At 61.5% G+C, this 12,902-nt stretch carries 15 protein-coding genes; 9 read left to right on the plus strand and 6 right to left on the minus strand.

Features of this window, described 5'->3' with window-relative positions:
* The 8 genes from QZY03_RS15490 to QZY03_RS15525 all read left to right on the plus strand — a co-directional run.
* The coding region (locus QZY03_RS15490; protein ID WP_295582563.1) for a hypothetical protein at nt 1–379 on the plus strand (379 nt) is incomplete at its 5' end.
* A 73-nt stretch (nt 380–452) separates the two neighbouring features.
* Nucleotides 453–2,069 (plus strand): TonB-dependent receptor, encoded by a 1,617-nt coding sequence (locus QZY03_RS15495; protein WP_295582565.1) that lies wholly within the window; start codon nt 453–455, stop codon nt 2,067–2,069.
* 21 nt (nt 2,070–2,090) lie between these two features.
* Nucleotides 2,091–2,231: a hypothetical protein gene (locus QZY03_RS15500; RefSeq protein ID WP_295582567.1), complete on the plus strand. Its 141-nt coding sequence runs from the start codon at nt 2,091–2,093 to the stop codon at nt 2,229–2,231.
* 181 nt (nt 2,232–2,412) lie between these two features.
* Nucleotides 2,413–3,303 carry a metal ABC transporter substrate-binding protein gene (locus tag QZY03_RS15505; protein ID WP_295582569.1) on the plus strand — a complete coding sequence of 297 codons (891 nt, stop codon included), beginning with the start codon at nt 2,413–2,415 and terminating at the stop codon, nt 3,301–3,303.
* Nucleotides 3,300–3,902 carry an ATP-binding cassette domain-containing protein gene (locus QZY03_RS15510; RefSeq protein ID WP_295582571.1) on the plus strand — a complete coding sequence of 201 codons (603 nt, stop codon included), beginning with the start codon at nt 3,300–3,302 and terminating at the stop codon, nt 3,900–3,902. Before QZY03_RS15505 ends, QZY03_RS15510 begins: the two co-directional genes overlap by 4 nt.
* 264 nt (nt 3,903–4,166) lie before the next feature.
* Nucleotides 4,167–4,976 carry a metal ABC transporter permease gene (locus tag QZY03_RS15515; RefSeq protein WP_295582573.1) on the plus strand — a complete coding sequence of 270 codons (810 nt, stop codon included), beginning with the start codon at nt 4,167–4,169 and terminating at the stop codon, nt 4,974–4,976.
* Between the two features lie 341 nt (nt 4,977–5,317).
* Nucleotides 5,318–6,334, plus strand: a complete 1,017-nt coding sequence (locus QZY03_RS15520; RefSeq protein ID WP_295582575.1) for a hypothetical protein — start codon at nt 5,318–5,320, stop codon at nt 6,332–6,334.
* 112 nt (nt 6,335–6,446) lie between these two features.
* Nucleotides 6,447–6,719 carry a transposase gene (locus QZY03_RS15525; protein WP_295582577.1) on the plus strand — a complete coding sequence of 91 codons (273 nt, stop codon included), beginning with the start codon at nt 6,447–6,449 and terminating at the stop codon, nt 6,717–6,719.
* A 147-nt stretch (nt 6,720–6,866) separates the two neighbouring features.
* Here the strand turns inward: QZY03_RS15525 and QZY03_RS15530 are convergent, their stop codons facing one another.
* The 4 genes from QZY03_RS15530 to QZY03_RS15545 all read right to left on the minus strand — a co-directional run bounded on the left by QZY03_RS15530 (nt 6,867) and on the right by QZY03_RS15545 (nt 10,161).
* Nucleotides 6,867–7,100, minus strand: coding sequence for a hypothetical protein (locus tag QZY03_RS15530; protein WP_295582579.1), 234 nt, complete (start codon nt 7,098–7,100; stop codon nt 6,867–6,869).
* 3 nt (nt 7,101–7,103) lie between these two features.
* A complete protein-coding gene (locus QZY03_RS15535; RefSeq protein WP_295582580.1) occupies nt 7,104–7,517 on the minus strand; it encodes a hypothetical protein in 414 nt (137 codons plus the stop codon).
* A gap of 193 nt (nt 7,518–7,710) precedes the next feature.
* Nucleotides 7,711–9,042, minus strand: a complete 1,332-nt coding sequence (locus QZY03_RS15540; RefSeq protein WP_295582582.1) for a GIY-YIG nuclease family protein — start codon at nt 9,040–9,042, stop codon at nt 7,711–7,713.
* A gap of 87 nt (nt 9,043–9,129) precedes the next feature.
* The gene (locus tag QZY03_RS15545; RefSeq protein WP_295582584.1) at nt 9,130–10,161 is read right to left on the minus strand and encodes a hypothetical protein; all 1,032 of its coding nucleotides are present in this window, start codon (nt 10,159–10,161) and stop codon (nt 9,130–9,132) included.
* 573 nt (nt 10,162–10,734) lie between these two features.
* Between QZY03_RS15545 and QZY03_RS15550 the strand changes: the two genes are divergently transcribed.
* Nucleotides 10,735–11,619 carry a DUF2887 domain-containing protein gene (locus tag QZY03_RS15550; RefSeq protein WP_295582585.1) on the plus strand — a complete coding sequence of 295 codons (885 nt, stop codon included), beginning with the start codon at nt 10,735–10,737 and terminating at the stop codon, nt 11,617–11,619.
* A gap of 42 nt (nt 11,620–11,661) precedes the next feature.
* Here QZY03_RS15550 and QZY03_RS15555 read toward each other — a convergent pair whose 3' ends face one another.
* Complete coding sequence (locus QZY03_RS15555) at nt 11,662–11,871, minus strand: hypothetical protein (protein WP_295582587.1); 210 nt, start codon at nt 11,869–11,871, stop codon at nt 11,662–11,664.
* Between the two features lie 231 nt (nt 11,872–12,102).
* The gene (locus tag QZY03_RS15560) at nt 12,103–12,303 is read right to left on the minus strand and encodes a hypothetical protein (protein WP_295582589.1); all 201 of its coding nucleotides are present in this window, start codon (nt 12,301–12,303) and stop codon (nt 12,103–12,105) included.
* Nucleotides 12,304–12,902: the final 599 nt, after the last annotated feature.

A 12,902-nucleotide genomic window follows, 5' to 3' on the forward strand; every position in this document is an offset into this window, starting at 1 on the left:
CGGCCGCGACGCGTGCCGGCTTGGATCTGGCCGGATGAATGATCAAGGCCCCCGCCGGTCTCACCCGATGCTGAGCGGACCGCGCCCGACCCTGGAGCGACCGCGACGGATGCCTCTTGGGCGTCTGGGGCTGTTGCTCGCCCTGATTCTGGTGAGCTTTCAGGTGCTGGCCGGCGCCCACGAGGTGGAGCACCTGATTCAGGGCGAGGCCGACTACTGCCCGATCTGTCAGGACGCCGCCGCCCCGGCGCTGCCGGCCCTGTCCCTGACCGTGGCGCCGCTGGTCCTGCCGGATGGATCTGGCACCCCGGCCTTGACCATCGCCAATCCCGCCGTCCGCAGCCGGCACGGCCGGCACGCCCGCGCACCGCCCGTCTGATTCCGATCCGTCCAGCAACCGCCCGCCCCCCGGCGGATGCGGTCAACCTCCCTGTCGATCGGAGTCTTCCATCATGCGTCATTCATTCCCGCAGGGTGCCCTCTGCGCCGCCCTGCTGTCCCCCTTGCTGACATCTCTTCCGGCCGCGGCGGCGAGCGATCCGGAGATCGCCGAGCTGCGCGCCTCGCTCAATCAGATCAAGAACCAGTACGAGCGGCGGATTGCCGACCTGGAGTCGCGGCTCGCCGCGGCGGAACGCCAGGCTGCCCGCGCGGCGCGGGAGTCCGAAGCCGCGGCGAAACAGGCCATGGCGGCTGCCGCCGAGTCCCGGCCGATGACCGCACCGACCGTCAGCCCGGCGGCACCGTCCCCGGCCGCTCAGAGCGGCGGCGTCCTGGGGGCGCTGACCTCGGGCAGTGCCTTCAATCCACAGATCGCGGTGATCCTGGACGGTAACTATTATCACGACGGAATCGGCGGCTCCGGCTCGGCGCTGGTTGGCGCGGCCTACCAACCATCCCAGTTGGCGCCTCACACGCACGGGGAGGAAGCCGCGGGTGAGGCGGCGGCGCACAGCCACGGGGCCGCGGAAAACGGTTTCAACTTCCGCGAGGCCGAGTTGTCCTTCACCGCCACGGTGGACCCCTATTTCGACGCGGCGCTCTTTGTCGCTATCGACGGGGATGGCGAGGTGGAACTGGAAGAGGGCTGGTTCCAGACCCGTGGTCTACCGTACGGACTGCGGATGAAGGGCGGTAAGTTCCTGAGCGACTTCGGCTATATCAATAAGCAGCACCCCCATCAGTGGGACTTTGTGGATCAGAACCTGCCGTATCTCAACCTGCTCGGCGCTCATGGGCTGCAGGATACGGGCGTGCAGTTGACCTGGTTGCCGCCGCTGCCGTTCTACACCCTGCTCGGGGCCGAACTGGCGCAAGGCGACCAGGAGCGTTTCGGCGCCGTAGTCGATGCGGACCAGCGGGCGCTGCTGGCGGATAACGCGGGCTCTCTGGGCGAGGAAAACGAGGGACCACGGTTGTGGACAGCCTTCGCCAAGGTCGCCCCGAACCTTCCGGAGCGGCACGCGCTCCAGTTCGGCGCCTCCTATGCCCGCAACAATCAGCATCAGGAGGTTCAGGGTCACGCGCATGAAGTCGCGGCCGAGCACGCCGAGGAACATGAGCATGAGGAGCATGAGGAGATCGTGCATTACAACGCCCTGGCGGGATACGCGGATATCTGGGGCCTGGATCTCGTGTACAAGTACGACGGCGGCGGCGCCGAGGGCCATAAGGGATTCAAGTTCCAGACCGAATACCTGCGCTCCACCAAGAACCTGTCGATCCGCTCCAGCCCCCATCCGGAGGCGCTTGGCGCGTCCCGCGACTTCACCAGCGATGGGCTCTATGCGCAGGCGGTTTACGGCTTTGCACCCAAGTGGACCGCTGGGCTGCGCTACGACATCTTCGGGATGACCAACGAGGTGACCGGCGGCCCAACCTCCCAGGACTTCGGCTCATCGGACCGTTGGACCCTGGACATCACCTGGAATCTCTCGGAATTCTCGCGCCTGCGCGCCCAGTACGCGAAGAACGACATCCTGGAGGAACCGGGTCAGCGCGAACGCTTCGACGCCTTCTATCTCCAGTTCCTGATGAGCATGGGGAGCCACGGGGCGCATACCTTCTAACAGCGAAGGATCTTCAAGCGCATGAGAACCCTGTGGGAGCGGCCTCCGGCCGCGATGGGGCGCACCGTGAACGCCCAGCCCGCGCGATCCCCCGCGGCGGCCTCGATCAAGATTCCGGCCACTTGGGCTCGCCGGGTGCGTAGTCAGGCCATCCTGGCCTGACACCATCAGGGCTGGAAGCCCTGACTACGCACGCCGCTGGTCGGGATTACGATCAAGGCCCCCGCGGCCCTGTCGCGGCCGCAGGCCGCTCCCACGAGGGAACTTCATGTCTCGGATGCGGGGTGCATCCTTCAATGACCGTTGGCAATGCTGCCATGACCGTCACTTTGTGGAGAGTATTATGATTGGACGTTTTTGCACCGCCCTGATCGGGCTCATGACCCTGGCCGCGGTCCCGGCCGCGGCGCTCGACATCGTCGCCACCGCGCCGAGCATGGGCGCGCTGGCGCGCGAAATCGCCGGCCCCGGCGCCCAGGTGACGGTGCTGGCGGGGCCGCAGCAGGACCTGCATCGGCTCCAGGCAAAACCCAGCATGATGCGCAGCCTGCGGGACGCTGACCTGCTGGTCGCCATCGGGGCCGAACTCGAAGTCGGCTGGCTTCCGGTGGCGATCAGCAGCGCGGCCAATCCCCGCATCCAGCCGGGCCGCCCAGGCTATTTCGAGGCGGCCGCTCAGGTGGATCTGCTGGATAAGGGCGGGTCGGCGGACCGTGCTCAGGGTGACGTGCATCCGGTGGGCAATCCACACATCGATCTGGACCCGGTGCGCATGGCGGCCGTCGGCCAGGCCCTGGCGGGGCGGCTGGCGCAGCTCGACCCGGCCGCTGCCGCGACCTACCGCGCCCGCGCGGAGGCCTTCGCCACCCAGGCGGCGGCCCGCACGGCCGGTTGGCGGGAACAGTTGGCCGGGGCGCCCGGCGCCGTGCTTTATCACCGGGATGCCCTCTATCTGCTGGACCGTTTCGACCTCCCCTTGCTCGGCACCATCGAGCCGATCCCCGGCGTACCGCCGACCGGGCGCCAGTTGAGCGCGCTGACCGCCGCACTCAAGGGCGGCCGGGGGGTCATCCTCTATACCCCGTATCAGTCGCCCCAGGCGCCCCAGGCGCTGGCGCGCGACCTGGGTTGGACGGCCATCCAACTGCCGCTGGAGCCGCCGGCGGACGCGGACGGCAAGGGCTACCTGGATCATATCGGGCGCTGGGTCGCGGCGCTCGCGAGTGCCCGGTGAACGGCAACCCGGCGGCAGCGCCCCTGCTTCGTCTGGAGCAGGTGGTGGCGGGCTATGCGGCACCGGTGGTGGGGCCGGTCTCGTGCAGCATCCAGGCGGGGGACGTCCTGGGGTTGTGGGGCACGAACGGGAGCGGTAAGTCCACCCTGCTCAACGCCATCGCCGATGCCGCCCGGATCTTCTCCGGGCGGATCGAGCGCGCACCGGGTCTCACCCTGTTCTACCAGGAGCAGCGGCCGGTGCGCCTCCCGGCCATGCCCCTGACCGGGCGTGACCTGCTACGGTGTGCCGCCGTCCCGACCCACCGGCCGCCGCCGGGGTCCCTGAGCCAACACCTCAACCGGCGTATCGACCGGCTGAGCGGCGGCCAGTACCAACTGCTGTGCGTCTGGGCGGCGCTCGCCGGGTCGGCGGATCTGGTGTTGCTGGACGAGCCGACGAACAACCTGGACCCCGAACACGAGCGTCTGCTGGCGGCGCTCCTGGCGCAACCGCGGACGCACCGGGACGATCGGCGCGCGGTTCTGCTGGTCAGCCACGAGCGCGCCTTTCTGGAGAGCGTCTGCTCGCGGGTTTTGGAGCTTGCCCCGGATGCCTGAAGCCGCGTACCCCGTGGGAGCGGCCTCCGGCCGCGATGAGGTCGCGCGAGATCCCATTGATCGGCGCACCCTACACCGCGGCACCGCATCGCGGCCGGAGGCCGCTCCCACCGGAGACGATCATCGTCTTGCCCGTTGTCGTTGTCGTTGTCGTAATCGGAGCAACGCAACAAGATGCGAGTGCATCCTCACGGGATCAACTCGATTACGACCACGATTACGACAACGACAACGACCGGGACGCTACCTATTCGGACTCATCCGATGAATTGGGAAATCTACGCAGATCCACTATTCCGGCTGCCCTTCCTGGCCGGATTTCTGATCGCCGGGGTATTGCCGGTCCTGGGCGCGCTGCTGATGCTGCGCGAGGAATGGCTGGCCGCCCTGGGTCTGGCGCATCTGGCCGCTGCCGGCACCCTGCTGGGGCTTGCCGTCGGCGCCCCCGCCATACTCGGTGCGAGTCTGGGAGCGCTCGGCGGCGGGGCGGTGAAGTCGCTCGGCGGTGCACGCGGGAACACGGCGTACGGTTTCATGATCCTGATCGGGTGGTCGGCGCTGCTGCTGGCGGCGGCCAATACCTCCGCCGGCGATGCCTTGGGACAGGCGGTGATGGACGGTCAGCTCTATTTCGCCGGCTGGACTGAACTGGCCGCTGCCGTGCTGCTGACCGGGTTGGCCGTGACCGCCCTGCCCCGGCTGATGCCGCGGCTGCTGCGCGCCCGCTTTTTTCCGCGCCACGATACGGCCAACCGACTGCCGGGCTGGCGCTGGCATCTGGGGTTCGATCTCCTGGCGGCCTTCGGCGTGGCAGTCGGGACGGCGACCCTGGGCGTGCTGGGCACCTTTGCCCTGATCCTGGTCCCCGCCTGGGCGGCCTTTCGGATCGCACCCGGGTGGGCCTGGACACTCGGGCTCGCCGGACTCATTGGTGTCGTGGCCTATCTCGCGGCCTTCGTCCTCGCCCTGGGGCTCGATCAGCCCTTCGGGCCGGCGCTGGCGGCGGTCTGCCTGGCGCTCGGCGGCTTGATCGGCGCGCTCCGCCGGTTGGCACAGGGCCGCGGCGGCGCGTGATAAGTCCGTTGACTTCACCTTTAAGCGATGGGCGCCCTGGCCGCGCGACACGCGCGACTATTGGGCAAGCATTCCTCGTAGGTCGGGTCAGCGCAGCGTCACCCGACGTTTCTTGCGTCTGGTGGCACCACGCGACGGTATCCGCGTCGCGACGTGCTCCCGAATTGGAGCGTGGGCGCCAGATCGTCGTTCCGGCCGCCGGAAGACTGGAGGCCGAGGCTTTAGCCGGTCGACATCGCGCCTGCGTGACCCTAAGGATCGGTGTCGCGAAACGCTGCGCTCGGGTTAAGTCCGACAGACTGCTAAACTGCGGCCCAGACAGATCGGACCCCGAGCCGCCGATGACCGACCACAACCAGGCCGCAGCATCCAGCGACCACGACAGCCCCTGGAAGGAGGCGCTGGAGCGCTATTTCCCCGACTTCCTGGCGCTCTTGTTCCCGCACATCCATGCCGAGATCGACTGGACGCGCGGGCATAGCTTCCTGGACAAAGAGTTGCAGCGCATCGTGCGCGATGCCGAGACCGGCCGGCGCTACGCGGACAAACTGGTCGCAGTCGCGCGCTGCGACGGCAGCCCCGCTTGCGTCCTGGTGCATGTAGAGGTGCAGGGCGAGCCGGAGGCGGCCTTCGCCGAGCGTATGTTCGTGTACAACCATCGGCTGCGCGATGCCCGCGGCGTACCGGTGGCGAGCCTCGCGGTCCTCGCCGATACCAGCCCGCGCTTCCGCCCCAAGCGCTACCGGGATAGTCTCTGGGGCTGCTCCATCGACTTTCGCTTTCCCGTCGCCAAACTGCTGGACTGGAACCGGCCCGCGCGGTGGGCGGAGCTGGAGCAGAGCCACAACCGCTTCGCGCTGGTGGTCATGGCCCAGATTCGCGCCAAGGGCCGGGGCGATGCCGACCAGCGCCGGGCCTGGAAGCTGCGGTTGATCCGGCTGATGTATGATCGCGGCTATGACCGCGGCACGATCCTGGAGCTGTTTCGGGTCATCGACTGGATGATCCGGCTACCCGCGGAAGCCGAGGCCGCCTTTCGCAAAGACCTCTACGACTTCGAGGCGAGCAAGCAGATGCCCTATATCACGACGGTCGAACGTGCGGGAATCAAGAAAGGCCTTCGGCGGGGGCTCCAGCGGGGGCGCCAGCAAGGGGTCCGGCAGGGGGTCCAGCAGGGGGTCCAGCAGGGGGTCCAGCAAGGCGAGGCCGCATTGCTCCTGTGGCAGATCGAGAAAAAGTTCGGCGCGGACGTCGCGCAGCGCTGTCGCGGCCGGGTGGAGACCGCCGACAGCGACGACCTGCGGATCTGGTCGGAGCGCATCCTGACGGCGGACAGCATTGCGCAGGTGCTCGACTGAGCGAGCAAGTGGTCTGAGAGGGTGTGAAAGAAGATAATGGACTAGGCTCATTTTAATTCTCTTCCGCCTTTGAGTTTTATTTGAGCCTGGCCCCTTATCCCTTAGCAAGCAGATGCCCTATATCACGACTGTCGAACGTGCGGGAATCAAGAAAGGCCTTCGGCGGGGGCTCCAGCGGGGGCGCCAGCAAGGGGTCCGGCAGGGGGTCCAGCAGGGGGTCCAGCAAGGCGAGGCCGCATTGCTCCTGTGGCAGATCGAGAAAAAGTTCGGCGCGGACGTTGCGCAGCACTGTCGCGGCCGGGTGGAGACCGCCGACAGCGACGACCTGCGGATCTGGTCGGAGCGCATCCTGACGGCGGACAGCATTGCGCAGGTGCTCGACTGAGCGAGCAAGTGGTCTGAGAGGTTGTGAAAGAAGATAATGGACCAGGCTCTATTAAACTCTCTTCCGCCTTCAAATTTAATTGAGCTTGGCCCCTTATCCCACTTTTACCCGCATGACTTTGCGGGCGGCTTGAGGCCAGTGTTATGGCTATTTCTTGAACAGCCCTTTCAGTTGCTTCTGTAATTGGTCTTCCACCATTTCCCTGACTTGGCTCATACCCTCGTCTTTAGCGATATCTAAAACACTATCGTAATTATTTTCTTCACCGCACTTGGTGCATTTGATCAGATCGCCAGATCGGTAGTCTGCGCCTTCAGGCCCTTCAAGGGCTTCGCCACAGAAGAGGCACTTCAGACTTATTGTGAGTTGAGGAATATCCATGTTTTAGCCCACAAATAAGCTTACTAGAAGACTCGCAATTGCGATTGCCGCGCCGAGCAAGATAAACAAGCCTTTGTGATCATCTATATAATCGGCTAACTTTTTGAACGATGTGCGATTTTCAAGCGCCTCTATTTTCTTTTGCCGCGAACGCACCACACCTACGCCGGTTTGTGTTATGGCAAGGAGCCGATACTTTCCAACACCGACAGCTGTCTGCTCTAGCCACTCATTAGCAAGGCATCTATCAGCATACTTGTATAGCTGTTCTAGATCGATTTTGGTTCCGTTTCGATTGTTGATCCTTTTCAACATAGATTCATCAATATCGATGTGAACAAGATTTCTGCTTTCGCCTCGATTCTCCATTTTTTCAACGAAGACCCCCAAAATCTCTTCTGACAAATTCTGATTCATATTTCTTCTGTTTGGTTTCAGATAACCTAACGTCAACTACAGCCTGCGCCAATGAGCGAGAGCGAAGGCCGCTGTTTGGCGCCGGAACTGATAGACTTACTAGGCGATTCTTTTCTTCTCTTTTCTCGGCAGACAACCCGAATTAAGTAGACTGCCCTCCAGAATTCCACCTATTATTTTCCCCGCGTTAAGATTATCCTGCTTCGGCTACCTGGAAGAGGAGAATTCTGGTCTGCTTGAGTAGGCGATCTATCTCTTCAATAAAGGATAGATAGGTACTATGCACGTCTTCTACTACGCCGCTCAGCTCAATTATAGAATCCAGGATTGGCTTCACCATGCTTTCTTCGAGATCATCAATTTCGCAAATAACTTGAAGCAATCTAATATTGATCTCCGTCAATTTCTCCATGTCGAGAGCACAAGATTTATTAAACGCAAACTTCCTGTAGCTGTCCATGATCTCCTGAACTATCAGGGGGGTTTGGAGCGGGGCGATCCCATCATCCAGACTTCCTATTTGGTCGGGCACAACGCTCGTTTCTCCGGGATATAGAAGCGATCGCATTCTACCGCTGAAATCCCGCTCTTGTTTACTCGCAGTCGCTAAATCGACGCTCAACTGCAATCGTCTACGGATACGATCTCTTTCCTGTGCCGACATGATTTCTCGCCCCATCAACGGATTCATATCTTCTGGTATGTTGGCTGCCCTGAGGATGTTGACGGCTCTCTCTAAAAAGGCATCGAACAAGCCTTCGCCCGCTATCAAGTCGTTTATTCCGTTTATTCTGGGGAGAACGGATGTAAGTTTCGACTGAGCAGACGTAAACATCCGGAGAGCCAATTCACCCCGCTTCTTCCATTCTGCGACTAACTGAGCATCTGCATTGCTTCCGTTAAACACAAATTGGTATTCCGCCACACCCATTCGCCATGCGTCTATACCGTCATCGTTGAACGATACTGCGACAGGATCGTCCAAACGTTCCACCGATATAATTGGATTATCGCAGAACGTTTCGTAAAGTACGCGACCAGCGTCTCGTGTAGAGTTGGCAAAATGCCGCTGATAATCAATGAAGTGATTATAATCCTCGGATAACTTTGTTGCCGCTTTGGAAATAGATAACCACCTGTAATCTTCGCGGCGCTCGACGTCTTCGCTTCCCTCGGCGTCTTCGATGTCCTTGATGTAACCCTGAAGCTCGTCGCGACCCCGTTGCATGTGCTGTTCTAGTATCGATTTCTTTGAAAAAGTCTGCAAGTAGGCAACGGCCACATCAGTCGGTATATCGAAGAATTCTCTATCAGGTCGTAGCCGGTGCTTGGACAGCGTGCGATGAATTGTTGCTTCTGTCATCTCGCAATCGTGCACCAAAATACTGTCAACAAGCACTAATGTACCAGGCATTCCGGTACTATTTAATTCCTTGACACGCATTTCTGGTGTTCGTGTTGTTCGCCCAATCTTTAGGTAAGAATGGGTATTATCGGACAGAATATATATATAGCCCTCTGACATTTAACTCACCTAATCTTGGATGTCTGCGTCTAATGAAGTGGAGGCACAGGCGGCGGCGTGCCTCACGGTTTCCGGTTGAACGAATGGTTAGGCTGCTGTGCTCGGCAGAGTTGTATAGAGATGTTCAAAGGTCCAATTTGCCATTTTTTCGCAGCCTGAGACCAAGTACCTATTAGGCACCGTAAGAGTCGGATGTGTCATTAGGTGCATACGCTTGAGCGCGCCAATCTGGTGCTCTGCAGCAAGAGAATCCCACCAAGAAATCCTGATTGCATGATTCTCGCAACAGGAGAGTGATAACCTTAGCAGAGCATCTTCTAGGCAACCATTATCTGACACCAGAGTTGCGAGGGATTGGACAAACGGAATGCAGGTTCGATTGCTTGAAGTGTGCCAAGCGAACCCAAAGGCCCATCCTTCCTGTAACGGCGCAGTGAAAAAAGTGATCAGATCGAGTGGCGACGACCAATCTCCAAGGTCCTGAAGTCTTTCACCAAGAAAATCAAAGTCAGGGTATAGCAGTCCGGAAAGTTGCAAGGAGCAAGGCGATTTCGAGATGAAATAAGTAAACTCAAAGGAATCGTAATCCTTAGCCTGAAGGGTCGCATCATAAATCTTTTTATGATGCTGCAATCCAGCGAAACCACGACTATGCCCGATTCGAATCAACCTCAGAAATTCTCGCTGCTCAGATGACAGTTCAACATGATGGAACATACCATCAATGACATTGACCGCATTTTCCTTCACAAAATATTCTCTACAAATGCAGCGGTAAGCATAGAGTGCAACCTGCTCCTTATTGGAGTTCAGTGGGTAATTATCAATCTGGTCAAAAAGCGCATTGTCGTGATTCTTGCAAAAACCAAGAAAGGTTGAGGCTCTATTTACTCCGATCCTCCTCAATTGAGGAGTTCCGTTCGACTTTTTCAAGGTTGACGCATCAGCGCTCAAGCGATATACATGACCATCTTCGACAATTAGCGCAAGTTGTCCGCTTTTTTGGATCGAGTGAGCAGAAATTATTTTATTGCAGCGACTCCCACTATCAAAATGAAGACATCGGCCCCTTTGGCTGTGCCGCTTGAACTCATTGAGGTGGTCATGTCGAAACTGCATCGCAGCCGCCTAACGAACACGCGTTTGTTGGACTCATCCGATCCTGGCGCGGTGCCCGCTGCGGGCGCGGTCTTCTCCGAGCCCAGTGTCGCCGGCCGGTGGTGGGCGGTCTCTCAGCGTGTGGACAACGATCGGAGCGGCGCAGAGCGGTCATCCGCGGGGCTGACACGAGGGCGATTTTGGGTTGATTGTAGACCATTATCCAGCGTGGGGGCGAGCGCGGTCGCAGGCCGCATGCGGCCTCTCCAGCGTGTCGAGCAACAGATTCATGGCGCGCTGTCGCCTAACTTCTCGCCGAGAAACAGAGGCCCCACCTCGGCATTGTGCACGTCAATGTCAATTCCGGGGACAGTTTACTTAACTGCTCGCAAAACGCGGGCGCACAACGACGAAAATAGGGGACGTACCACGGAATCGCTATCCCCCAAGCAATCTGCGGGGTCGCGTCGCTGCTGGTTTTCCCGGCAGTAGGCTTCTTTTCCAATGGCGCGTGTCAGAGCGGACTTCTCGCCGATCCGGCCAGCGAGCACTCAGGGGCAGACCACGGTTTCCTTTGCCACTAAGAGACACCGTATGAAGACCGACCGCGAGATCTATACCCTGCTGGGGGCCGACGCCGAGACCCTGGCGATCCTCACCGACGGCATCCGGGTGCGCGGGCCGTATCGATTCGAGGCGCTGGAGGTCAAAGGGCTCGACCGGCGCACCGACGGCGTCCTGCTGCCGGAGGCGCCCGACGAGCCCATCTGGGTCATCGAGTTTCAGGCGCGGGACGATCCCAAGATCTATCACCGCTCGGTGGTAGAGTTGGGGCTGGTCGGCGAACGCAACCTGGGGCGCGTGGTGCGCGGACTGATCCTGTTCGCCACGCCGGCGCTCGACCCCCGCACCGAGCCCTGGTCCGCCGCCGCGCGGCAGCCGGACGCGCCGTTGCGCGTGGCCTATCTGCAGCCGATCCTGGAGGCCCTGGAGCGGCGCGAGCCCGGGCATCCGCTGCTGGCCGTGTTCCTGCCCTATCGGATCGCGGACCCGGAGCGACTGCGCCAAGAAGGGCCACAGGCCCTCGGGCGCATCGCCGCCGCGGCGCTGCCGCAGGCCGTGCGCGAGCGCCTGACCGACGTCTTTTTTTCATGGCTGACGGTGCGCTTCAGCCATCTGAGCTATCCGGAGATTCTGACCATGTTCGGTATCCAGACCCCGTTTGAAGAGACCCGGACTTACAAGGAGTTGGTGGCCATCGGCCACGAGAAAGGGCTTGATGAGGGGCGCGAGGAGGGCCGCCGCGAGGAAGCCGCAAACCTGCTGCTGCGCCAAGCCACGCGGCGCTTCGGTCCGCTGCCCCCGGAGCTTGAGGTCCGCCTCGATGCGCTGCCGCGCGCGCGCCTCGAAGCCCTCGCCGAGGCCATCTTCGACCTCGCCAGCCAATCGGACCTGCGGGACTGGCTGGGCAGGCCCTGAGCGGAACAGCCGCGGGACCTCAGTCAATCGCCGGTCATGCGGTCATCGGTTGCCCTGTTGAAACGACTCCTGAATGGCCTTCAGCAGATGCGCCGGGATAGTCCCGCGCACCGCCTTGGCGTCGATCACCAGCAGGTAAATCACGCCGCTGTCCAGCCGGTTGAAATTAATCACCCTGGCTCGAATAGCATGGCTGTTGATGCGCTTGGGAATACCGGCCCGCTGCCCGGCTGCCGTGAGCTCGCCTTGCAAGCACGATGCGTCTTCGCCGCAACCGACCGCTCCACCCCCAAGTGGGACAGCAACCGCTGCACCTCCTTAACCCCCGGACGCTCGGCCGGTGTATCGCCACAGACCGCCAGGAACCGTTGACACCAATGTCTTGCCGGCAGGGCAGTGGGCCAGATCGACGAACAGCAACGGCAAGGCGTCGACCAGTTGTCGAAACTGCCAATCCGCACGTTGCGCTTGGACCGCGACCTCCTACAGGGATCCGGCGAGTTCCTCCGCCGTCACCTGCGACAGCGACACGGGACGCCGCGCCTTCAGGCACCCTTCAACGCGGCGGACATACCAAGGGCGCATCCGCTCCGGTACGCCGCGGTGGGCCAGCAGATCCAGATACCGGTCCCAGTTGGAGGGGGAGCCGTCCTCGCGGCGGGGGTTGGGGATGGTGGACATCATGTGGCGGTCGTGTCGGTCTTGGACGGAATTCAGTCTAGTTCGGTAGTGGCCCGTTCCAGTCTAGTTCGCTAGCGGCCCGCGCCAGCCTAGCTCACGAGCGACCCGTGCCAGTCGAGTACCGCGAGTCTTGTCCGGATGCCGGGTCGGATGGCAAGCGCCCGGCGGAGGTTTGCCTGGAATCTAGCGTTTTGTCTCTGGTATTTGCGAAAACCGTGATCCAGATCACAAAACGCCCCCTTGAAAAACAGCAGCGAGACGCGGAAAGTACACATCGAAGGCGATGGGCGGTGCCTGGACCGGCAGCCGCTGTGTAACAACGAGCTGCTGGGGGACCTCGGCAGGGCGCGGGTGGGGCACTCGCGGTGAGACGATGTGCCTGGGCGGTCGGCGGGATTCAGTCTAGAACCTTAGTGGCCCGTGGCGGGCTAGCATGTCGCCGGCCCGTGCCAGCCTAGAACACGTTGGACTAAATAGTCATAGAAACAAGCGCCGACCTGAGTCATTGCGCACCCTACGGCGGCTGATCTCAGCAGTCGTCCGCGTCGGCAGCTATACTATCGGCATGAACCGCCACGCTGCCAACCCCGGCGCCGAGGCCG

The organism is uncultured Lamprocystis sp. (assembly GCF_903933125.1).
In the GTDB taxonomy this organism is placed as follows: Bacteria; Pseudomonadota; Gammaproteobacteria; order Chromatiales; family Chromatiaceae; genus Thiodictyon.